19 protein-coding genes and 1 pseudogene are annotated in these 22,698 nt (G+C 72.3%); 2 read left to right on the top strand and 18 right to left on the bottom strand.

Going from position 1 to position 22,698, the window contains the following annotated elements; genetic code table 11:
• Together WD250_01365 and pdhA are read right to left on the bottom strand one after the other, a co-directional pair.
• On the bottom strand, positions 1–288 hold a 288-nt coding region (locus tag WD250_01365; GenBank protein MEX2618842.1), incomplete at its 3' end, for an alpha-ketoacid dehydrogenase subunit beta.
• A 5-nt stretch (positions 289–293) separates the two neighbouring features.
• Positions 294–1,409, bottom strand: coding sequence for a pyruvate dehydrogenase (acetyl-transferring) E1 component subunit alpha (gene pdhA / locus WD250_01360; protein ID MEX2618841.1), 1,116 nt, complete (start codon positions 1,407–1,409; stop codon positions 294–296).
• Between the two features lie 179 nt (positions 1,410–1,588).
• On the opposite strand from pdhA, the gene WD250_01355 reads away from it, so the two are divergent.
• Complete coding sequence (locus tag WD250_01355) at positions 1,589–2,491, top strand: sirohydrochlorin chelatase (protein ID MEX2618840.1); 903 nt, start codon at positions 1,589–1,591, stop codon at positions 2,489–2,491.
• Here the strand turns inward: WD250_01355 and WD250_01350 are convergent.
• Both WD250_01350 and WD250_01345 read right to left on the bottom strand, forming a co-directional pair.
• Positions 2,488–2,760, bottom strand: a pseudogene (locus WD250_01350) (alpha/beta fold hydrolase). The gene WD250_01355 and the pseudogene WD250_01350 overlap by 4 nt on opposite strands.
• 30 nt (positions 2,761–2,790) lie before the next feature.
• The gene (locus WD250_01345; protein MEX2618839.1) at positions 2,791–3,549 is read right to left on the bottom strand and encodes a hypothetical protein; all 759 of its coding nucleotides are present in this window, start codon (positions 3,547–3,549) and stop codon (positions 2,791–2,793) included.
• A gap of 760 nt (positions 3,550–4,309) precedes the next feature.
• Between WD250_01345 and ilvE the strand changes: the two genes are divergently transcribed.
• Positions 4,310–5,341 carry a branched-chain-amino-acid transaminase gene (gene ilvE / locus WD250_01340; GenBank protein MEX2618838.1) on the top strand — a complete coding sequence of 344 codons (1,032 nt, stop codon included), beginning with the start codon at positions 4,310–4,312 and terminating at the stop codon, positions 5,339–5,341.
• Between the two features lie 314 nt (positions 5,342–5,655).
• Here the strand turns inward: ilvE and WD250_01335 are convergent, their stop codons facing one another.
• From WD250_01335 to fni, 14 genes are all read right to left on the bottom strand, one after another.
• Complete coding sequence (locus tag WD250_01335; GenBank protein ID MEX2618837.1) at positions 5,656–6,408, bottom strand: diguanylate cyclase; 753 nt, start codon at positions 6,406–6,408, stop codon at positions 5,656–5,658.
• Entirely contained in the window at positions 6,405–8,066 is a 1,662-nt protein-coding gene (locus WD250_01330) for a response regulator (GenBank protein MEX2618836.1), read from the bottom strand. The genes WD250_01335 and WD250_01330 overlap by 4 nt, the downstream gene beginning before the upstream one ends.
• A gap of 129 nt (positions 8,067–8,195) precedes the next feature.
• On the bottom strand, positions 8,196–9,638 hold the full coding sequence (locus WD250_01325; protein ID MEX2618835.1) for a PAS domain S-box protein: 1,443 nt from the start codon (positions 9,636–9,638) through the stop codon (positions 8,196–8,198).
• Positions 9,639–10,036: 398 nt separating this feature from the next.
• Positions 10,037–10,351 (bottom strand): type II toxin-antitoxin system PemK/MazF family toxin, encoded by a 315-nt coding sequence (locus tag WD250_01320; GenBank protein MEX2618834.1) that lies wholly within the window; start codon positions 10,349–10,351, stop codon positions 10,037–10,039.
• The gene (locus WD250_01315) at positions 10,342–10,605 is read right to left on the bottom strand and encodes a ribbon-helix-helix domain-containing protein (protein MEX2618833.1); all 264 of its coding nucleotides are present in this window, start codon (positions 10,603–10,605) and stop codon (positions 10,342–10,344) included. Before WD250_01315 ends, WD250_01320 begins: the two co-directional genes overlap by 10 nt.
• A gap of 339 nt (positions 10,606–10,944) precedes the next feature.
• Positions 10,945–12,981: an MMPL family transporter gene (locus WD250_01310; protein MEX2618832.1), complete on the bottom strand. Its 2,037-nt coding sequence runs from the start codon at positions 12,979–12,981 to the stop codon at positions 10,945–10,947.
• Positions 12,978–14,174: an MMPL family transporter gene (locus tag WD250_01305; GenBank protein MEX2618831.1), complete on the bottom strand. Its 1,197-nt coding sequence runs from the start codon at positions 14,172–14,174 to the stop codon at positions 12,978–12,980. Before WD250_01305 ends, WD250_01310 begins: the two co-directional genes overlap by 4 nt.
• A gap of 39 nt (positions 14,175–14,213) precedes the next feature.
• Positions 14,214–15,143: a D-isomer specific 2-hydroxyacid dehydrogenase family protein gene (locus tag WD250_01300; GenBank protein MEX2618830.1), complete on the bottom strand. Its 930-nt coding sequence runs from the start codon at positions 15,141–15,143 to the stop codon at positions 14,214–14,216.
• Positions 15,140–16,711: a phosphoglycerate dehydrogenase gene (serA, locus tag WD250_01295; GenBank protein MEX2618829.1), complete on the bottom strand. Its 1,572-nt coding sequence runs from the start codon at positions 16,709–16,711 to the stop codon at positions 15,140–15,142. Before serA ends, WD250_01300 begins: the two co-directional genes overlap by 4 nt.
• A gap of 82 nt (positions 16,712–16,793) precedes the next feature.
• On the bottom strand, positions 16,794–17,678 hold the full coding sequence (gene metF, locus WD250_01290) for a methylenetetrahydrofolate reductase [NAD(P)H] (GenBank protein MEX2618828.1): 885 nt from the start codon (positions 17,676–17,678) through the stop codon (positions 16,794–16,796).
• Positions 17,679–17,682: 4 nt separating this feature from the next.
• Positions 17,683–18,672 carry a ketol-acid reductoisomerase gene (gene ilvC, locus WD250_01285; GenBank protein MEX2618827.1) on the bottom strand — a complete coding sequence of 330 codons (990 nt, stop codon included), beginning with the start codon at positions 18,670–18,672 and terminating at the stop codon, positions 17,683–17,685.
• A gap of 57 nt (positions 18,673–18,729) precedes the next feature.
• Positions 18,730–19,239: an acetolactate synthase small subunit gene (gene ilvN, locus WD250_01280; GenBank protein MEX2618826.1), complete on the bottom strand. Its 510-nt coding sequence runs from the start codon at positions 19,237–19,239 to the stop codon at positions 18,730–18,732.
• A 98-nt stretch (positions 19,240–19,337) separates the two neighbouring features.
• On the bottom strand, positions 19,338–21,140 hold the full coding sequence (locus tag WD250_01275) for an acetolactate synthase large subunit (GenBank protein ID MEX2618825.1): 1,803 nt from the start codon (positions 21,138–21,140) through the stop codon (positions 19,338–19,340).
• 444 nt (positions 21,141–21,584) lie between these two features.
• The coding region (gene fni, locus WD250_01270) for a type 2 isopentenyl-diphosphate Delta-isomerase (GenBank protein ID MEX2618824.1) at positions 21,585–22,698 on the bottom strand (1,114 nt) is incomplete at its 5' end.

Genomic DNA, 22,698 nt, shown 5'->3' with positions numbered 1-22,698 from the left:
GTGGCTGACGATCTGCTCGAACGCGGGGTAGGTGAACCCGTCGAACTGCATCTCGACGACCGGCCGGTAGCCGTACAGCGCCATGCCGATCGCCGAGCCGACGATCCCCGACTCCGCCAGGGGGGTGTCGAAGCAGCGCCGGTCTCCGAAGCGCTCGGCCAGCTTGTCGGTGATGCGGAAGACCCCGCCGAGCGTGCCGACGTCCTCCCCGAAGACCACGACCTTGTCGTCGGCGTCCATCGCGTCGTGCAGGGCCGTGTTGAGTGCCTGTGCCAGGGTGACCGCCACGGTGTCTAGTCCTCGCTCTCGGTGTCGGCGCCCAGCTCGCGGGTCAGCTCGGCCCGCTGCTCGACGTAGCTCGGGGGCGGGTCGACGTAGACGTGGTCGAACAGCTCCAGCGGGTCACCGTGGGGCGCATCGTAGATCTCCTCGCGCATCCGGCGAGCGTAGTGTGCGGCCTCGCGGTCGAGCTCCTCCCGGAAGTCGTCGTCGAGCAGGCCGCGCGCCTCGAGGAAGGTCTCGAAGCGGGCGATGGGGTCGCGGCGCTGCCACTCCTCGAGCTCCTCGGGTGTGCGGTAGCGCGTCGGGTCGTCCGCGGTGGTGTGCGCCTCCATGCGGTAGGTGACCGCCTCGATCAGCGCGGGGCCGTCACCTGCCCGGGCCCGGTCGATCGCCTTGCGGGTCACGGCGTAGGAGGCCAGGACGTCGTTGCCGTCGCACCGGTACCCCGGGATGCCGTATCCCACACCCTTGTGGGCGATGGTCGGGGCCCGGGTCTGCAGGCTCAGCGGCACGCTGATGGCGTACTGGTTGTTCTGCACGAAGAAGATGCAGGGCGCCTCGAAGACGGCGGCGAAGTTCATGGCCTCGTGCGGATCGCCCTCGCTGGTGGCGCCGTCCCCGAAGTAGGCCATCACCACCAGGTCCGCGCCGTCGAAGTGCGCGCCCATGGCGAACCCGACCGCGTGCAGCACCTGGGTGCCGATCGGGATGGACAGCAGGCCGAAGCGGTGGTCGTACGGATCGTGGCTGGAGAGCCAGGTCCCCCGGAACAGGTGGAGGATGTCCGCGGGCTCCACGCCCCGGACGAGCGCGGCACCGAGCTCGCGGTAGGACGGGAAGACCCAGTCGTGCCCGGCCAGGGCGTAGGCGCTGCCGACCTGCGCCGCCTCCTGCCCGCGCAGGGACGCGTACACGGCGAGCTGACCCTGCCGCTGCAGGTTGATGGCCTGCTTGTCGATGCGCCTCGACAGCACCATGTAGCGGTAGAGCGCCCGGAAGTCCTCGTCCTTCAGGCCGAGGGGGTAGCCGTCCACCTCGGTGAGCGTGCCGTGGTCGTCGAGCAGCTGGACCGGCGGGTCGGGCGGCAGCAGCAGCGCGGGGTCGGGGGGCTTCGAGGCGGCAGTCATGCGATGCTCCCTTGTCGTCGCCGGCGCGGGGTCGCCGCGGCGGCGGGTCGCGTGCGCCGATCGGCCGCGGCCTCCGGCGCGCCCCCCGGCACCGTGCGGATGGCGGTGCTGGAAGACCACTGCTGAGCCTAATCGATGGCGGCCCCGCCCGAGCGGGGCCGTTGCGGCAGGATGGCCTCATGCCTGCCGCTGCCCTGCTCGCGATCGCCCACGGGACCCGCAACCCGCGGGGACCCGAGGAGATGGCTGCCCTGCTCGGGCTCGTGCGGGAGCGAATCGACGCGCCGGTGGCCAACGCGTGGTTGGAAGACGACCTCGCCGCCCCCGACCCGGTCACCGCCGCAGCCCACCTGGTCGACGCGGGGGCGGCGGAGATCGTGACGCTGCCCTTCCTCGTCTTCGGGGCGGGGCACGCCAAGACCGACGTGCCCGCGGGGCTGGCGGCCATCCACGACGCCTACCCCGGCGTCGGCCTGCGCCACGGGCGCGTGCTCGGCCTGCACCCCGGCCTGTTCGCTCTGGCCCGCGAACGGGTGACGCGGGCGCGACCGTGGGGGGACCCGCCCGGCGAGCGCGAGGCGCTGCTGGTCACCGCGGCGGGTTCCAGCGACCCCGACGCCAACGGCGACCTCGCCAAGGCGGCCCGGTTCCTGGCGGAGACCACCGGCCACCGGTGGGCCGAGATCGCCTACGCAGGGGTGACCTGGCCGACCGCGGACGTGGCCCTGCGCCGGCTGGCCGCGGCGGGCGCCCGCCGGGTCGTGCGGTTCAGCTGGTCCCTGCTGGCCGGTGTGCTCGAGCAGCGCGTGGACCGGTGGGCCGACGAGGTCGCCGCCGCGACGGACCTGGAGATCGTCGACGCCGGCCGTTTCGGTCCCGACGCGGCGGTCGCCGACGCGGTCGTCGACCGCTACCGCGAGGCGCTCGACGGCGAGGCGCGGATGAACTGCGACCTGTGCCAGTTCCGGCTGCCGCTCCCCGGTCGCCAGCACCGTGCCGGCCTGCCCTCGGCGGGCGGCACCGGCCGGCAGGTGCGCCCCGACGCCCGGGAGATCCAGCAAGACGGGGGCGCCGGTCCCTAGCCCGGACCCCGGTGCCCGCGACCGCCCCGCGGCGGGGTGACCACGGACCGCAGGAACGCGACCACGGCCTCGACGAAGGCATGGGGGTCGTCCACGAACGGCCAGTGGCCGCTGTGGTCGAGCACGTCGATGCGTGCGTCCGGGTAGACGTCACGCTGGCGGTAGGTCTGCGTGAGCGGCAGATAGGGGTCGTGTCGTCCCCAGACCACCAGGGCCGGTCGCGGGCGGCTGCGCAGCGCGTCCGCGAGGGGAGCGCCGGCGGCGTCCCAGGTCGCGCAGCGACCGGTAGAGGGCCAGGATCACCTGCCTCGTGCCCGTGTCCATGGTGCCGTGGAGATGGTCGGTGTAGGAGCGCGGCAGGCCGCGCGGCGCCCCTGCCTGCTGGCGCGGTGCAGCGCCGAACGGGACGTGGCCGCCATGACGGCCTCCCCAGCTCGGGGGGTCTGCCAGATGCGCGCGAGCCGATGCCACCTGTGGCCGAGCGTCATGCCCGTGTTCACCATGGTCACGCTGGCGTGGGAAGCCGGATTGTCCGCCGCCCACCGCAGCCCCCAGAGACCACCGAGACCGGCCTCGAGCATCGGGCAGCGCCCGGCCTCGACCGCGATGTCCCGGCGCCGCACGCCCTCGGCTGGGTGCCACGCCGGCGCGGTGCCGGCGGCGTCGGCGTACGCGCGGTTGACCCTGGTCGTGCGGGCGAGCACGAAGGGATCCATGATCGTGAGCGCGGAGGCCGTGCGGGTGCCGAACCGCTCGAAGGCGCGCGCCACGCCGTCGCCACGCGTGGATGCGGCGAAGATCGACCGCTCGACCGGGTTGAGGGAGCGGGCCTTGGCGTAGTCGGCGATGAAGAAGTCGTGCTGGGCGATGTGGCGGCACCTGCGGCGGTAGGCGCGAATGCCGTGGGCCAGCCCCGCGCCGTCGTCGAGCAGCGGCCCGGCGGTCGCATCCACCAGCCACTCGGCGGTCTGCAACGCCCAACCGCAGCCCACGCCCCACAACGGGTCCGAGGTCCGGGCCGCGTCCCCCACCAGGGCGAGCCCCGGCCGCGGGGCCACGGACCGGGCCCGCAGCGGGAAGTCGCGCGTGCCGGTCAGGGGGGTGACCTGCTCGGCGGTTCGCCACCTGCCGGGTCGCGATGTTCGCCAGGTCCGCGAGCGACGACGCCGCGCCATCCGCGCCGACGACCAGCGTGGCGAGGAGCGTGCACTCCCGGCCGTCCTCGCGCCGCGCCACGACCGCGTCGACGCGCCCGCGGTCGTCGACGATCCCGCGCACCGTGTACCCCAGGTACGCCTCGACGCCCCGCGTCCCCAACGTCAGCGCCCGCAGCATGGGATCGAGGGTCTGCCGGCGGACGTTGTAGCCCCAGAGGTTGCTCGGTGGTGGGACGATCCAGCCCCAGCGGGTCCACATCCGAATGCCGTTGTGGACAGCGCCGGCCGCTTCGAGCGGCTCAGCCAGCCCCAGTCGCTCGATCGTCGGCCGCGCCGAGCCTTGGATCAAGTGCGTGCAGAGGCGCTTGTAGTACGCGGGGTCGCGATGCTGCTCGACCAGTGCGACGCGCAGGCCCCGCCGGGCATACAGCCTGGCCGCCGTGCACCCCGCCAGGCTGGCACCAACCACCACGACATCGAAACGCTCTGCGGATACGGGGCACCACCCCTCGGCTCGCGTCGCCCACGCGTCCCACCGGCCCAGCCGCCACGTCGCCATTGCTGGCTGAGCGCCGATAGGCGTCTACCGGCGCGAAGGGTAGCCTGCCGGGTCCGGAGCAAGTGCACGTCCGGGCCAACCCGTGAGGAACGGAGTCCGTCGGTGAACCGGGCCAGATCGTCGAGTCCGCCACCGCCGCCGGCTCGGGCGTTCGGGAGCGTCCTGGCGCAGACGATGGTGTCGAGCCGCACCCGTCAGGGCGCCTACCAGCCGTGGGAGGCCCATCCCGTCGAACCACTCGCGCTCGACCCCGCCACGCACGCGCTGCACTACGGCAGCGCCTGCTTCGAGGCGCTGAAGGCCCACCGCGGGGAGGACAGCGTGGTCCGCATCTTCCGGCTCGCCGACCACGTCGCACGTCTGCGGGCGAGCGCGGCCGCGCTCTGCCTGCCGGTCCCCCCCGGCGACCTGGTCACGGCCATGGTCGGCGCAACGGTGGAGGCCAACCTCGCCGAGGTGCCGGCTGCGCCCGGCGCGCTGTACCTGCGGCCCACCCTGCTCGGCGTCGATGCGTCCATCGGCGGGGCGGCGCTGCCCTCCGCGGAGGCGCTGCTGTTCGTCCTGGCCAGCCCCGTCGGCGACTACTTCGCGGGGGGGCGCACCCTGACCGTGTCCGTCGAGACGGACGTGCCCCGTTCCACGCCCCAGTTCGGCGCGGTCAAGGCGGGTGCCAACTACGCCATGGCGCTGGGCGTGATCCAGCGGGCCCGCACGGAGCATGGGGCCGATCAGGTCCTGTTCGCCCCCGGCGGCGACGTCCAGGAGACCGGGGCTTCGAACTTCGTCCTGTTCGCCGAGGGCCGGGTGGTGACCAAGGCGCTCGACGGATCGTTCCTGCACGGCATCACGCGGGACTCGGTGCTGCGGATCGCCGACCACCTCGGGTACGCGGTCGAGGAGCGCGACGTGCACGTCGACGAGCTGCGCGCGTGGGCCCGGTCGGGGGAGGCTGCGCTCACCGGGACCGCTGCGGTCCTCGCCGGCGTGGGAACGCTGGTGTTGCACGGGGAGCGCATCGTGGTCGGCGACGGCGCGGTCGGACCCCACACGACCCGCCTGCGCGACGGCCTGCTGGCAATCCAGCGCGGGCGTGCCCCCGACCGGTGGGGATGGTGCCGGCGGTGCCCGGCGTGACGCCCACGGCCTGGTGATGCCGACATTCAGCGCCGGTCAGCCGGACCCTCACCACGCGTGACGGACAGTCAGACGATCAGGCCTGCCCACGGCTCGTGCCGGGCAAAGCGCCGCCGGATGGCGTCGGCGGCCACCCTGACCCGACCGGTCAGGCGCTTTGCCGCCAGCGTCAGGGGCGCTGCTGCTCCGCACCGAGGCGCGTCATGCCCTCCGACGCCGACCGAGGCCGGACTCACTTGGCCCGCTGACTGCGGTGCACTGTGGTGGCCGTACCCTTGCCGGGTATCGGTTTGGACCCGATGGGCACGACGCGGTTACGTCCACCGGAGGTCCTCAACGGCCGCACGGAGACGTTCCGCGACGCCGCCGGCGTCGGATAGTCGTTGTTCGGGCAGCATGATGAGGAACTCCTCGCCGCCGAACCGGTAGACGGTGTCGCCGGCCCGCACCGCACCGGTCAAGGCGCCGGCCACCGCGCGCAGGACCTCGTCTCCCGCCTGGTGGCCGTAGGTGTCGTTGTACCCCTTGAATGTGTCGACATCGCCGATGATCAGGCTGTAGCTGCGCTCGTAGCGTCGGCTTTGCGCGTGGAGGGCAGCGAGGTCGTCGTTGAGTGTGAGGCGGTTGCGCAGCTGGGTGAGCGGGTCGGTGCAGGCCAGCCGGTTCAGCTCGTTCTGGGAGCGCTGGAGCTCGGCGTGCAGCGAGGTCACCCGCTCGGCGGCGATGAGCCGCGTCTCGAGTTCGAAGGGGTCCAGCGGCTTGGTCAGGTAGTCGTCAGCGCCTGCGTCCATGCCCGCCCGGATGTGGTCGTGAGCGCTCCTGGAGGTGACCAGGACGAGGTAGGTGTAGGTCCCCCCTTCGCGGGCTCGGATCCGGCGGCACAGCTCCAGCCCGTCCAGGCCGGGCATGAGCCAGTCGCTGACGACCACCTCGACGTCCGAGGTGGCGATCATCCGCCATGCCTGCTCGCCGTCCTCGGCCATGACGCAGCTGTGCCCGAGCTGCTCCACTGTCGCCTGGACCAGCAGGCGGGCGGTGGGCTCGTCGTCGGCCACGAGGATCCTCACGTTACCGGCTGCTCGGTGGCGGCGCGCAGGGCGCGCGAGGCGCGGTCGAGCTCGATGTCGATGCTGCTGATCAGCTCCGCGGCTCCGGTGAGCTCGCCGATTTGCTCGAGCTCGAGGCAGCGGTCCGCGAGGGCGGCGGCGCCCAGGTTGGCCGCCGCGCCTCGGAGGCGATGCGCGCTCTGCTGGAGGGCCTCGAGGTCACCGCCGGATTCGGCGTCGCGGATGGCGGCCATGGTTTCGACAGCCTGGTCGGCGAAGGCATCGACCATCTGGGTCAGCAACGACCCGTCTGCAGGCCCCAGGCGGCGCAGCGTCGCGAGACGCTCGACGTCGACCGCTTCAGCGACTCCCTCGGCCCCACCTATCCAACGGGTCAGGACCGCATCGACGTCTCGGGGGTCCACCGGCTTCGCGATGTAGTCGTCCATCCCCGCCGCCAGGCATCGTTCCCGGTCGCCCTCGATGGCACCGGCCGTCATGGCGATGATCGGCGTGTCACGGGTCGGGCCGGGGCGCCGGCGGATCTCCGCGGTGGCGGTGTAGCCGTCCATCTCCGGCATCTGGCAGTCCATCAGCACCGCGGCGTAGCGCGTCCGGTCCAGCGCCTCCAGCGCCTCCAGCCCGTTGCCCGCCACGTCGGCGCGGTAGCCGAGCTGCGCCAGGATGCCCGTCGCGACCATCTGGTTGACGAGGTTGTCCTCCACCACGAGGACGTGACCGCGCGTCGGCGTGACCGAGGCGGGCTGCACCGGGTGCTGCTCGCGCACGGTGGTGGGCGCGATGAGGCGCACGAGCGAGTCGTAGAGCTGGGAGAGCCGGACCGGCTTCATCAGTTGGGCGGCGATGCCCGCCCGTGTGACATCGCTCGGGTCGAAGTCCAGGGTCGAGGTCAGCAGCATCAGCTTGACACCACCGAGCTCGGGATCGGCGGAGATCCGCCGTGCGAGCTCGAGCCCGTCCATGTCCGCCATGTACATGTCCAGGACGGCCACGTCGTAGGGGCGCTCCTGGCGTGTGGCCTCCCGGAGCTGCTCCAGCGCCGACGGTCCGTCTTCGACCACCTCGGGCTGCATGTCCCAGGCGCCAAGCTGCTCGTGCAGGATCAGCCGGTTGGTGGCGTTGTCGTCGACGACGAGCACCCGCAGCCCCGCCAGCAGGTGCTGGAAGGAGCGGGGGGCGACGACCGGGCCGTCCACCGCACGCCGGAACGGCAACTCGAACCAGAACGTGGCGCCGCGACCGGGCTGGCTGGTGACGTCCAACGTGCCACCCATCGCCGCCACCAGCTGGGTCGAGATGGCCAGGCCGAGCCCGGTGCCCCCGTAGCGGCGGGTGGTTGATGCGTCGGCCTGCGAGAACGGCTCGAACAGCCGCCGCTGGTCGGCTTCGGCGATCCCGATCCCGGTGTCGGAGACCTCGAAGCTTACGAGCACCTCGTCGTCGTCCGCATCGGCGTGCCCGGCCAACCGGGCACGCACGACCACCTCGCCCGCCCCGGTGAACTTGATGGCGTTCGAGGTCAGGTTGAGCAGCACCTGACGCAACCGCAAGGGATCACCGTGCAGCCCGCTCGGGACGTCGGGATGGCAGTAGGCGACCAGCTCGAGGCCCTTGCGTCGGGCGGAGTCGGCCACCAGGCCGGCCGACTCCTCCACCACCTGGAACGGATCGAAGTCGACGTACTCCAGCTCGAGCTTGCCGGCTTCGATCTTGGAGAAGTCCAGGATGTCGTTGATGGTGCCCAGCAGGGCCTCCCCGGCTCCCTCGACCCCCTCGGCGTACTCGCGCTAGCGATCGTCGAGGTCGGTGGTGAGCAGCAGCCCGGTGAGCCCGATCACCCCGTTCAAGGGCGTGCGGATCTCATGGCTCATGGTGGCCAGGAACTCCGACTTCAGCTGCGACGCCTTGACGGCCGCATCCCGCGCCGCGGCGAGCTCGGCGTCGGCCTCCCGCTCCGCGACCCGTCCCAGCTGCTTGCCGACCTGGCCGAGCATCTCCAAGTCGTCGTCGTCGAGGTGGAGCTCCTCGGTGGAGAAGAACTCCAGCACGGCGACCGGCTCGTCCAGCAGGCGCACCGCGAACGCGAGGTGACCCCGGATGCCGACCTGCGCGGTGGCCGCCTTGCCGACGTGCGAGGCTTCGATCGACACGTCGCTGCTGGACGCCGGACTGGCACCCGGCTCGAGCTGGCCGCCGACGAGGCCCTCGCCCACCCGACACGACGTGGCCATCGTCTGCGCACGCAGGACGCGGAACCGGTCGGGATCGTCGAAGTGCCACACCTGTGACGGCACCAGCACGCCCGGGTCGTCGTCGGAGGGCAGATAGACGTGGCCGACGGGCCAGTCGGTGTGCACGCAGATCTCCTCCATGGCCGTCTGCAGCGCACCGGCGAAACTGCTGGCCTCGTTCGCGGCCGAGGCGATCGACCGGAGCAGGCGGTAGCGAGCTGTGATGCTCTGGAGCTGCCCCTCAGCGACCTTCGCCTCGGTGATGTCGAGCACGGTGCCGCGCATCAGCAGGGGCGTCCCCTGGTCGTCCGCGACCAGCTCTGCGCGGGCCTGCACCCAGATCACCTCCCCCGAGCGGCGCAGGACGCGGTACTCGCAGTAGAAGGGGATTCCCGTCTCGAGTGTGGATGCCACCCGTTCGTTGACGTGGTCTCGATCGTCGGGGTGGACGTGGACGAGGAAGCCGTCGTAGGTGGCCTCGAGTTCGCGGGGCTCCAGGCCGAAGATGCGGTACAGCTGGTCGGACCAGGCGAGCCCGTCGGCGACGACGTCCCACTCCCAGCTGCCCACGTGAGCGACGCGCTGGGCCTCGGCCAGCTGCTCCTCACGGTCGGCGAGCGCGGCCTCCACGGCCTTGCGATCGGTGATCTCGGTCAGCATGCCCACCGCTCCGACGTAGCCGCCGGCGTCGTCGTGCAGGGGGGAGGCGTCGAGCAGCACCCACACCCGCGAACCGTCCTTTGCCGCCAGTGCGTACTCCAGCAGCCGCGCCGACCGCCCCTCACGAAGACGCTCCAGGTTCACCGCCGCCTGCGCCCGGCCCTGCTCGTCGAGCAGGTCGAGCAGCGACAGCGACCGCAACTCGTCAGCGGAATAGCCCAGCATCTGCAAGGCCCTCGCGTTGGCGAAGGTGATCGCGCCCGCGGGATCCATCACCCACACGCCGGTGTTCGTCGTCTCGACGATCCGCCGGAACACCGCGTCGGGAAGGCCGCTCATGGCACCGGTCGCCCCACCACCGGCGGCGGCCTCCGAGTCTGCGCTGCAGTTCTCAACCGGCCTCCAATGGCAGTCGACACCGAGGTGACGACGGGGAACCCCGCGGTGGCCCTGCTGGGGAGCGGGGGATGCCCGACTGCGCCTTCCCGGTGATCGTCCTGGCCGGGGGTGCCCGGATGCGCAGGAACGCGGGTGGGGCGAGGCTCCTATGATCCACGTCAGCGGGGCGAGCGGTCAAGTCCATCCTGGCGCCCTGAGCTGTTGACCGGGGGATGGCCGCGCCACGCCGGCCACGAGCTTCATCCGCGCCCACCGACGTACAGGTCGGGGGGCCGACGGGAGAACAATCCGTGACCACGGGTCTCGACCCGCTGCCCCTTGTAGCGCTTGGCGGACGATCAGCAGTCGAGCGTCGCGGCGGCGACCGAGCAGATGAGGTGGCGCCGCGGCGGGGCCAGGGCACCGACTCGGCGGACCAGCATGGCCTTGGGGAACGGGCGGACGTTGTCGAAGCTTGCGACCGAAGCGACCGGCAGCCCCTCGTCGGGGCCCACCGGCAGCTCGCTCGGCACGCCACGGACGCGTGTGGTCACCGGTGCGACGAGCACGCGCTGCATGACCTCGTTGGCCGCGTCACGACTGACGACCAGGAAGGGCCGGCCCTTCTCGTCGGGTGACTCCCCCCACCAGAGGTCACCGCGGGCTACCACCATCGCTCCCACGGCTCGTCCTCGATGGCTTCGATCCCGAGTCGCGTCGCGTCAGCGATCTCCTCGGGTCGGTCAGGGTGGCGGGCGAAGCCGTCGACGAATGCGGCGTCGATGCGCTCGGACTCTGAGCGGCGCACGAGCGCCTCGACGGCGACACGCACCGCCTGCGACCGGTTGCGGTACAAGCCGCGGGTCACGAGGTCGTCAAGCGCTGCTGCCAGCTCTTCGGGGAACTTCAGCGCTATCTGCCTGGTCATACCTGGAGTATAGCGGGAAGTATTTCTCCGAGCCTCGTCGGCGCCGCGCAGCCTCGTCGCCCGGGTGACAGGGGCGCGGCGGTCCACCGGTAGCGTGACCCTGTCCGAACGGGTCTTCGACTAGGGACAGTGATCTGGTGGATGTGGCGCGGGGAGCCCTACAGCGGGGGCGGACGTGAGGGGGTCAGCAGCGCCCACGCCGCCCCGGCGGTGAGGGCGCGACGCCGGCGGCAAGCCTGCTCGAGCGCGCCGGCTACCGCGACGTCGTCCATCGCAGCTGGCGCGGCGTCGCCGTCGGGGCCCCACGAGCCGCACCGTCGCGATCGGTGGTGGCATCGCTCACTCGACCGCGGACCGCGCGGAGGGCCACCAGTTCCACCGGCCCAGCAGCACCGCCAGGGAGGGCACCACCAGGGCCCGGACCACGAACGTGTCGAGCAGGATGCCGACCGCGGCCGCAAGCCCCAGCTGGGTGAGCGACCGCAGCGGCGCGACGAGCAGGACGCTGAAGGTGCCGGCGAGGATGACCCCCGCCGAGGTGATGATGCGCCCCGTGTGACGGATGCCCTCCGCGACGGCCTCGCGGGTGGGGCGGGTGCGGGCCTCCTCCCGGACCCGGCCCATCAGGAAGATGTTGTAGTCCACGCCGAGGGCGACCAGCAGGACGAACAGCAGGGAGGGGACGTACCACTGCAGGCCCGCCACCCCCAGCAGGCCCTGCATGATCACCGTGGTCACGCCGAGCGCCGCACCGTAGGACAGCAGGACGGTGACCATCATGTACACCGGCGCCACGAGCGACCGCAGCAGCACGATGAGGACGAGCAGGACCCCGCCGGTCACGGCCGCGACGATGATCGGGAAGTCGCGGGTGACGGCCTGGTCGACCTCGTCCAAGAAGGCCGTCGCACCGGCGGTCACGACCGTCGCGTCAGCCAGCGGCGAGCTCAGCAGGCTGGTGCGCGCGACAGCCCGGATCTCGCTGACCGCGGACAGGGCCTCGTCGCTGAACGGATCGGTGTCCAGGCCGACGAGGATGCGCGTGCGGGTCTCCCCCGCGGCCACGAAGAAGCTGAGGGCCTCCCGCAGCCCGGGCTGCGCGTCGAGCATCGCCGGGGTCAGGACGAACGGCCCCACGCCGATCTGCAGCTCGGCCAGGTCGGACTCCGCCACGTCCACGGCGGCGGTGTCCAGCGCCGCCTGCAGCTCGCGGGCGCCGGGGAGCAGCCGGCCGCCCACCCCGGCGCGCAGCTCGTCGATGCCGGCCCTCAGGTCAGCCAGGCCGCTGGTCAGGTCGGCCAGGCCGCCCTCGGCGTCGCCCGCGTCGCCCGCCAACGCCGCGCGCAGGGCGTTGGCGCCGGCCACCGCCTCCGCCAACCCCGCGTCGAGCGCCACCAGGCCCGCGTCGAGCTCGGCCAGCCCCACGTCCAGCGCACCGGTCCCGCCGGCCGCCTCGTCGAGCCCGCTGCCCAGCTCCTCGAGCGCCGCCACCAGACCGTCGTAGCCGCCCTGGACGCGCTCGCCCGCCTGGGGATGGCCCGGCGGGAACCGGCCGGTGATGCGCCCGAACGCCTCACCCACGGCCGCCGCCGCATCGGGGAAGCGCGGGTCGAGCAGGCCGAGGGTGAACCCGTCGAGCGCCTCGGCCGCCCGCCGCACCGCGGCGTCGGCCGGGACGGCCACCTCGGCGCGCAGCTGGGCCGTCGAGCCGCGAGCCTGCTGCAGGCCCGCTCCCAGGGCAGCCGTCCCGGTCCGCAGCGCGGCGACGCCGGCCCGCAGCTCGCCGATGCCCCGCCGGCCCTCCTCCAAGCCCGCGGCGAGGTCGCCCGCGCCTGCCGCGGCGCGGTCGAGCCCCACCTGCCCGTCGACCGTGCCGGACTCCGGCAGCCGCTGGTCGATCGCGGCCAGGCCGCCCGACACCCGCTCGAGGCCGCCGGTGAGCTCGCCGGCACCCGCCGCCGCCTCGCGCAGCCCGTCGGCGAGCGCCTGCGTCTCGGCGGCGACCCCGTCACCCACGTCCTGGGGCCGCTGCCCGTCGGTGGGCATGGCCGCCGACCGCACGGACGCCACGGTCGGCAGCCGCCGCAGGTTGCGGGAGAGGTCGCCCAGCGCCTGGAACGCCTCGTCCTCGAAGACCGACACGTCACCGTCGATGACCACCACGATCGGGTTGGTCTCCCCCACGGGCAGGTGGTCGGCCAGGGCCCGGTACCCCTGGACGGACTCCGCCGACTCCGGCAGGACCGCGAGGGTGTCGTGGCTGATGCGCAGGCTGGGCAGCGCCAGCAAGGGCAGCAGCATCGGGACCACGGTCGCCAGCAGCACCCGCTTGGGATGGGTGGTGACGAGCCGGGCGACCCGGTCCCAGAGCGTCATCGGCCCGCTCGCTCGCGGTCCAGGGGCTCGCCGGCGATCAGCGGTGGCCGCGCACCGGTCGGGCCCGGTCCGGTCGCCGACGGCCAGAACAGGGCCCCGCCGAAGAGGCGGACGAGCGCGGGCGTCAGGGTCACCCCCGCCAGCAGCGCGATGAACACGGTGACGGCAAGGGCCGGCCCGAGGGTGCGGAACAGGCCGAACTCGGCCAGGGACTGCGCGCTGAAGCCCACCATGGTGCTGGCCGCGGAGGAGGCCACCACCCCGGCGAGCACCGCCATCGTGGCGGCGAGGGTCGCGCGGCGCATCCCGGCGGTGTCGGCAAGGCCCACGCGCTGCCCGAGGCGCAGCTCCTCGCCGTAGCGCGCCATGATCAGCAGGCAGTAGTCGGTGCCCGCCCCGAAGACGATGACGATGCTGAACGTCTCGAACAGGTAGCTGACGTCCATGCCGGCGCCGGCCAGCGCAGAGACGACGCCAAGGGAGACCAGGTAGGCCGCGCCGACCGTGATCAGGGGGACCAGGGGGGCGAGCGGGGCCCGAAAGACCCACAGCAGCAGGGCCACGACCAGCACGATGGACAGGACCTGGGTGCGGGCGACGCTGGCGCGGATCGCCGCGTCCTCGTCCACGGCCACCCCGGCGGTGCCCGTCAGGTAGGTGTCCAGCCCCTCGGGTCCCGCAGCCGCCGCCAGGTGCGCGCGCAGCGCCCGCACGCCCTCACGGGTCTCGGGTGCGTACGCATGCGACTCCAGGGCGATGGTCACCAGCCACACGTGGCCGTCGTCGGAGGCCAGCGCCCCGGCGGGGATCGCCTGGGCCGGGGACAGCTCGCCATCACCGGCGCCGGGCGCGTCGAGGTGGGTGCTCACCGTCCCGAAGGCAGCGGGCGCCTCGGGCCCTTCGAGCCAGGCGATCACCGCACGGGCGTAGCGGGCGTCCTCCTCGTCGAGCGGCCGGGACGGGCGGACGAACGCGAGGGTGGCCGAGCGCCCCAGGTGGTCGTCCGGCCACCCACTGGCGGCCAGGGCATCGGCCTGCAGGGCCGGGGAGTCCGCGGGCAGGAAGATCGCCTCGTCGAAGGCGGCGACCTCCTCGAACGACGGGGGGACCAGCAGCGCGAGCGCCACGGCGGCCAGCCAGGCGGCGATGACCGCCGGCCAGTAGCGGATGATGTACCCGGCGGCGCGGGTCACGCGCGGTCGCCGCCGGCACGCGCGCCACGCATCGCCGGGCTAGTAGCCCACCGTCGCGTCCACGAGGCCAATGAGGTCCTCCCCGGTGGCGAACCGCCGGACGTTCTCGGTGAGCCGCGCGGTCAACAGCGGGATGGCCATGTCCTCGGTGTTCGCCGTGTGCGGTGTGATCAGGCAGTTCGGCAGCGACCAGAGGGCGTGGCCCTCCGGCAGCGGCTCGGGATCCGTGACGTCCAGACCGGCGCCCCCGATGACGTCGCCGCGCAGCGCCTCGACCAGGTCGTCGGTGACCACGTGCTCGCCCCGGGCGACGTTGACCAGCCACGCGTGCGGCTCCATGAGCTCGAACTCGACCGCACCCACCACCCCCGCGGTCTCGGGGGTCAGCGCGAGCGCGAGCACGACCACGTCAGCGCCACGCAGCGCCTCGTAGCGCTCGGGGAACCCGAGCACCCGGTCCACGCCGTCCATCGGGGCCTGCGGGTGGCGGCGCACCACCGTGACGTGCGGGTCGAAGGGCCGCAGGAGACCGATGAGCTCGGCGGCGATCCCACCCCCACCGAAGATGGTGACCCGACCACCCATCAAGCTGATGCCGGCCTGCTCGCCCCAGGCGCCCGCCGTGGCGTACCGCTTGAGGTCCCGCAGACCGGCCAGCGACAGCGCGAGCGCGTGCTCGGCGACCGGGCGCGCGTACACGCCCTTCCCGCTGGTCCACAGTCGTGCCTGATCGAGCACGCCGGCTTCAGCGAAGGGCTCGACGCCGGCCCAGGGCAGCTGCACCCACCGGACGCCCGGTGCGGTGTCGAGCACCGCACGCAGGTCCTCGGCATGGTCGGGCGTGGTCCAGACCAGCCCCTCGGCGGCATCCGGCGCGACCAGCTCAGCCCCGCCGGCGCGCAGCGCGGCACCGACCCACCCGTCCGCACCGTGCGGCGCGACGGCGATCCGCGGGTTGGCCACCGTCACGCCACGAGGCTGATCGCGCGCGCATCGGTCGCCCCGATGGCGTCGCGGATGTGCTCGACGACGTCGCCTGGCACCGCCGAGTCCACCGCCATGGCGATGAGCGCCTCGCCGCCGGCCGCCTGACGGCCGACCTGCATGCTGGCGATGTTCACCCCGGCCTCGCCGAGCTCCCCCCCGATCAGCCCGACCACGCCCGGCCGGTCGACGTAGCGGAAGAAGACCATGTGGTCCGCGGGCTCCATGTCGACGCCGAAGCCCCAGACAGACACGAGACGCTCGCGGTTGCTCGGACCCACCAGGGTGCCGGCGACCTCGACGCTGCCCACCCGCAGCCTGACCAGCGAGACGAAGTCCTCGGTGGACGCCGACGCCACCGTCGAGACCTTGAGCCCGCGGTCCTCGGCCAGCAGCGGGGCGTTCACGAAGGTCACCGGCTCGTGGATCACATCGGTGAGCAGCCCCTTCAAGGCCGACAGCGTGACAGCCTGCGTGTCCTCGCCGGCGATCCGGCCCACGTACTCGATCGTGACCTCGGTGGTGGTCCCGGCCCGCAGCGCGGTGCAGAGCCGCCCCAGCTTCTCGACCAGCGGCATGAAGGGGCGTGCGCCCTCGGGGATGCCCGCGCCGACCTGCACGTTGACCGCACTGGGCACGAACTCGCCCTGGAGCGCCAGGACGACCGACTCGGCGACCATCGTGCCGGCCTTGTCCTGCGCCTCCGTCGTGGACGCCCCGAGGTGGGGTGTGACGACCACGTTGTCCAGGGTGAACAGCTTCGAGTCGGTCATCGGCTCGGTGGAGAACACGTCGAGGGCGGCGCCGGCGATCCAGCCCTCGGTCAGCGCGGTGTACAGCGCGTCCTCGTCGACGATGCCGCCCCGGGCGGTGTTGATCACCCGGGCACTCGGCTTCATGGCGCGCAGCTCGCTCTCGCCGATGATGCCGATGGTGTCCGCCGACTTCGGCAGGTGCACGCTCAGGATGTCGGCTTGGGCGCACACCCCGGCGACGGTCTCCACGAGCTCCACGCCCATACGGGCGGCACGCTCCCGCGACACGTAGGGGTCGTAGGCGATCAGCTTCATCCCGAAGGCGTGGCAGCGCTGGGCCACCAGCGTGCCGACCCGGCCGAGCCCCAGCAGCCCGAGCACCTTGCCGTGCAGCTCCATGCCCTCCAGGGAGCTGCGGTTCCACTCGCCGCGTCGCAGGCCCTCGTGCGCCTCGGGGATGCGGCGGACCAGGGACAGCAGCAGCGCGACGGTGTGCTCGGCGGCGCTGATGACGTTCGACTGGGGGGCGTTGCAGACGATGACCCCACGTGCCGTCGCAGCGGGCACGTCCACGTTGTCCAGTCCGATGCCGGCGCGTGCGATCACCTGCAGGCGGGTGCCGGCCGCGATGACGTCGGCGTCGATGGTGGTGGCCGAACGCACGACGACCCCGTCGTACTCGGAGATGGCCGCGATGAGCTCGGCCTTGTCGAGGCCGGTGCGGACATCGACCTCGACGTGCTCGGCAAGGGCGGCAACGCCGGCGTCGGACAGGGCATCAGCGACGAGGACCTTCATACTGGTTTCAGCCTTCGGGTGAGGTGAGCAGGGGTTCGTACTGTAGGCAGGTGGGCGGTCCCGCGGCGAACCGCGGTCCCGCTCACCCCCCCTGCAGGCCGAGCTCGGCGTAGATCTCCCGGGTGGCCGTGGAGCGGTTCAGCGTGTAGAAGTGCACGCCCGGTGCGCCGCCTTCCAGCAGGTCGCGGCACAGGTCGCTGGCGACCTGGACGCCGAGCGCGCGCACCTTGTCGGGGTCGTCGCCCACGCTGCGCAACCGGTCGGCCAGCTCGGCGGGGAACACCGCGCCGGACAGCGCCGCCATCTTCTCGATCGAGTTCACGTTGGTGACCGGCATCACACCCGGGATGATCGGGATGTCGCAGCCGGCGTCGCGGACCTGGGCCACCATGGTGAAGTAGTCCTGGGGGTCGAAGAAGAACTGGGTCACGCCGTAGTCCGCGCCGGCCGCGGCCTTCTCGACGAAGTAGCGCACGTCGGTGGCCCGGTCGGGCGACTCCGGGTGCGTCTCGGGGAAAGCCGCGACCCCGATCGAGAAGTCGCCGTGCTCGCGGAGCAGCTCGACGAGCTCGACGGCGTGGTGCAGGCCGTCGTCGTCGTGGGCGGTCCAGGTTTCCTCGAGCCCGCCGGTCGGGTCACCGCGCAGCGCGAGCACGTTGTGGATGCCCGCGGCCTGCAGGCGCCGGATCGTGGTGCGCAGCTGCTCCCTGGACACCCCCGAGCACGTCAGGTGGGCCACGGGGGTGATCGAGGTCTCCCGCGCGATGCGCTCCACGGTGCGGATGGTGCGCTCGTGGGTGGAGCCGCTGGCGCGGCATGTCACCGACACGTAGGTGGGCTGCAACGACTCGAGCTCGCTGATCGCGGTCCAGAGCGCAGCCTCGCCCTCGTCGGTCTTCGGGGGGAAGAACTCGAACGAGAAGGCGGGCCCCGGCTCGCGGAGCAGGTCACGGACATGGGGGGCCATCAGGTTATTCCTCCTTCGGCAGCCAGCTCATCATGGAGCGGAGCTCCCGGCCGACCACCTCGATCGGGTGCTGGGCTTGTCGGCGCCGTTGCGCGCGGAAGGACGGCTGGCCGGCAGCGTTCTCGAGGATCCAGTCGCGCGCCCAGGTGCCGTCCTGCACCCGCGCGAGCACCTCGCGCATCCGGTCCTTCACACCGTCGTCGACGATGTATGGACCGGAGGTGTAGTCGCCGTACTCGGCGGTGTCACTGATGGAGTACCGCATGCGGGCGAGCCCGCCCTCGTAGAGCAGGTCGACGATCAGCTTCAGCTCGTGCAGGCACTCGAAGTAGGCCACCTCCGGCTGGTAGCCGGCCTCGACGAGCGTCTCGAAGCCCTTCTGCACCAGGCTCGATGCCCCGCCGCACAGGACGGCCTGCTCGCCGAACAGGTCCGTCTCGGTCTCCTCCGCGAAGGTCGTCTCGATCAGCCCGGCGCGGGTCGCACCGATGCCCTTGGCGTAGGCCATCGCGACCGCCCGCGCCTTGCCCGACCCGTCGGCCTCGACCGCGAACAGCGCCGGGACCCCGGTGCCCTCGGTGTAGGTCCGGCGGACGAGGTGGCCCGGGCCCTTGGGGGCCACGAGGCACACGTCGACGCCCTCGGGCGGGTCGATCTGGCCGTAGTGGATGTTGAACCCGTGCGCGAAGAAGAGGGCGTTGCCCGGCTCCAGACCCGGCTCGACGTCCTCGACGTAGACCTTGGCCTGCACCGTGTCGGGCAGCAGCATCATCACGACGTCCCCGCGCTTGGCGGCCTCCGCGGTCGGCAGGACCTCCAGCCCGGCCGCCTCCGCGTCGGCGGCGCTGCGGGAGCCGGCGTACAGCCCCACGCAGACCTCGACGCCTGACTCCGCCAGGTTGCGGGCGTGGGCGTGGCCCTGGGACCCATAGCCGATGACCGCGACCGTCTTGCCGCTGAGCACCTCCAGGGACGCGTCGTCGTCGTAGTACATGTGTGCCATCTCGTCTCGCCTCTCTCCGTGGGCGCCGGACGCGCCGCGCACCAAACCCTACGCGGTCCGTTCCAGACGCAGGGCCCGTCCCTCGGTCATGCTCTTCGCTCCGCGGCCGACCGCGATCAGCCCGGATCCGACGAGCTCGCGGATGCCGTAGGGGCCGAGCAGGCGCACCATCGCCGCGAGCTTCTCCGGTGAACCGGTGCTCTCGATCGTGATCGAGTCGACGTCGACGTCGACGACCTTGGCCCGGAAGACGTCGGCGATCTCGATGATCTGGCTGCGGGTGCCGCCCCCCGCCGCCACCTTCACCAGCTGCACCTCGCGTTCGACAGCGGCCTCGCGGCTGAGCTCGACGATCTTCAGGACGTGGATGAGCTTGTTCAGCTGCTTGGTCACCTGCTCCAGCAGCGGATCGGCCGCATCCACGACGATCGTCATGCGCGAGATGTCGTGCACCTCGGTCGGCCCGACCGCCAGGGACTCGATGTTGAAGCCCCGCCGGCTGAACAACCCGGCGATCCGGGCCAACACCCCCGGCTTGTTCTCCACCAACACACTCAACGTGTGCCGCGCCATAGCTCTACCTTTCTGTCAAGAAGCCGGAGGAACGGAGGTTTTCCCAGATCAGGAGTGCGGCGGTCCAAGCGGGCGACATACCCTCACACGACGTTCCCCTCACGAAGGTGCTCGGGCACGCTGGCGGCACCCCCTGGCTCGCCGGCGCCGTCCTTGGCCCCGGCGGCGACCTTCTCGTACCACTCCTCGGCAGACTCCACGATCTCGTCGTTGCTGCCGCCCGCAGGCACCATCGGGAACACCTTCTCGGTCACGTCGACCCGGAAGTCCACGAGGACGGGGGTGTCGCCGACGGCCATCGCCTTGTCGATGGTGGCCTCGACGTCGGCGGCCTTGTCGCAGCGGAACCCGGGTATCCCGAACGCCTCGGCGAGCTTCACCAGGTCGGGCACGTAGCCGAGGTCCACCTGCGAGTAGCGCTCCGCGTAGAACAGCTCCTGCCATTGCCGCACCATGCCGAGCGAGCCGTTGTTGATCACGCAGAAGACCACGGGCACGTTCTCGGTCTTGGCCGTCGCCAGCTCCTGGAGCGTCATCTGGAAGCTGCCGTCGCCGTCGATGGCGACCACGGGCGTGTCGGGCCGGCCGACCTTCGCCCCGATGGCCGCGGGCACGCAGAAGCCCATGGTGCCGAGGCCGCCGGAGTTGATCCAGGACCGGGGACGCTCGTAGTCGATGAGCTGGGCCGCCCACATCTGGTGCTGGCCGACGCCGGTGACGACGATGCCCTGGCCGGCGAGCTTGTGTCCCAGGGCCGAGATCGCGGTCTGGGGCTTCAGGGGACCGTCGGGCTGCTGGTCGCAACGCAGCGGGTGGCCCTGCTGCCAGTCCCGCAGGGTCGTCCACCAGCCGGCGAGGTCGGGACGCTCGGCCCCCGCGTCGAACAGCTCCTGCAGGGTGTCGGCGATCTGGCCGGCCACGATCCGGCAGTCGCCCACGATCGGCACCTCGGGCTCACGGTTCTTGCCGATCTCCGCCGGATCGATGTCCACGTGCACGACCCGGGCGCCGCGGGCGAAGGCGGACAGGTCGCCGGTGACTCGGTCGTCGAAGCGGGATCCGAGCGCGATGATCAGGTCGGCGCGCTGCAAGGCGGTCACCGCGGTCCAGTGCCCGTGCATCCCGGGCATGCCGAGGTGCTGGGGGTGGCTGTCGGGAAAGCCGCCGCGGGCCATCAGGGTCGTCACAACCGGCAGGTCGGCCAGCTCGGCGAGGCGGAGCAGCTCGTCGTGACCCCCGGACTTGATGACCCCGCCGCCGGCGTAGATGACCGGCCGGCGTGCGGCCAGCACCTCCCGCGCGGCTTCCTTGACCATCTTCTGGTGGCCCCTGACCGTGGGCTTGTAGCCCGGCAGGCTCACCTGTTCGGGGTAGGCGAAACCGCAGCGGGCGTTCAGCACGTCCTTGGGCACGTCGATGAGGACCGGTCCGGGACGCCCCGTCGAGGCGATGTGGAAGGCCTCGGCGATCGCGGCGGGGATGCGCTCGGCGTCGCGCACCATCTCGTTGTGCTTGGTCACCGGCATCGTGATGCCGGTGATGTCGGCCTCCTGGAAGGCGTCGCCGCCCACCGCCCCGGTGGGCACCTGCCCGGTGATGGCCACCAGCGGCACCGAGTCCATGTAGGCGTCCGCGAGGGCCGTGACGAGGTTCGTCCCGCCGGGCCCGGAGGTGGCCATCGCCACGCCCACACGCCCCGTCGCCTGGGCGTAGCCCTCGGCCATGTGGCCGGCACCCTGCTCGTGGCGCGCCAGGACGTGGCGGATCGGTGAGTCGAGGAGCGGGTCGTAGGCCGGCAGGATCGCGCCCCCCGGGTGGCCGAACACGACCTCCACACCAGCGGCTTCCAGGGACTTGATGACCGCTTGAGCTCCGGAGATCTCCATCGTGGTGCGCCCTCTCTTCACGTCACGCTAGATCAAACAAAAAACCTCTCGGGCCGGTGCGGCCGAGAGGTTGCGCCTGGCGAGTGCCTACACGTCACTCCCGGCGCGGCCAGGGTACGAGTCCGTCACGCCGAGTGTGCATCCGTGGTGCCTTCCGTGTTCGGCGGAGAACTTCCACAACTTCCACATCGGGGTCGCCAGCACGACCGTCCACGGTGTAGTGTGTCAGGCGTCAGGAGCCTGTCAACTCGGTGGGTTCGGTGGGTGTTCGGTGGGTGTACGGTCTCCCGTCAGCGGGTACATGAGTTTTTTTGTGGGTGAACCGCGTGCGGGTGGGCAGACTCTCACCACGCGAGCGCGGACGGGATCCGAAAGGCTTACCACGAGGCACCATGCGGGCGGCGGGTTCCCGCCCCCTCCGCCCGCAGATGGTGTCCCCTCGCTCTAGCGTTGGAGCAGGGACGGGCCCAGGTCGGTGACGTCGGCGACGCCCGCGGCCCACGCCGCCACGCGCAGCTGCTCCACGAGCACGCCGACGGCCTCGACCGCGGCGTCCGGCCCTGCGGCGCCCGCGGCCAGCAGACCGCGCCCCACGCCCGCGAGGTCGGCGCCGAGGCACAAGACCTTCAACGCGTCGACGCCGTGGCGCAGACCCCCCGACCCGACCAGGACGACCTGACGCCCGGAGGCGTCGATCGCTGCCCGCGCCTCCTGCACGCACCGGGCGGTCGCCCACCCCCAGTCGACGAAGGCGGCCGCGACCCGGCCGGCGTGGTCGTCGCGCAGTCCTTCCACCCGCGCCCAGTTGGTGCCCCCCGCCCCCGCGACGTCGATCCCGTCCACGCCGGCCTCCACGAGCCCGAGCACGTCCTGCGGTGCCATGCCGAAGCCGACCTCCTTCACCACGACCGGCACGTCCAGCGCGGCGCAGACGCGCTCGATGCGCGTCAGAAGCCCCGCGAAGGTCGTGTCCCCACCGCGCTGCACGGCCTCCTGCACCGCGTTGAGGTGCAGCACCAAGGCGTCTGCGGCGCAGGCATCGACGAGGCGGGCGCAGTCCGGCGGGCCATACTGGTGGAGCTGGACCGCACCGAGGTTGGCCAGGACGAGGACGTCGGGGGCGACGTCGCGCACGGCGAAGCTGGGCGTATGGCGGGCATCGTCGAGCAACGCCCGTCCCGACCCCAACCCGAAGGCGACGCGGTGCACCTGGGCGGCGTGGGCGAGCGCCCGGTTGACCGGTCCCGCCTCCCCGACACCGCCGGTCATGCACGACACCAGCAACGGGGCGGCAAGGCGCCGGCCCCACAGGTCCCGACCGAGGTCCACCACGGCCAGGTCGCGCTCGGGAAGGGCTCGGGCTGCGATGTGCAGGCCGTCCAATCCGCTGGTGCGGGTGGCGAAGCCCACGTCCTCCCCGAGCGCCAAACGCAGGTGGTCGCGCTTGCGCCCTTGGATGCCGTCCGCGGACTCGTCGTTTGAGACCAGGGCCTCCTTGGTGGAGATGGGAATCGCCCGAGCCTGCGAGGGCGATTCTCTGCTGTGCCGGGTGTGGCGG

It is taken from the genome of Egibacteraceae bacterium (assembly GCA_040905805.1).
Lineage (GTDB): Bacteria > Actinomycetota > Nitriliruptoria > Euzebyales > Egibacteraceae > DATLGH01.
This window is presented reverse-complemented; position numbering and strand designations above follow the sequence as displayed.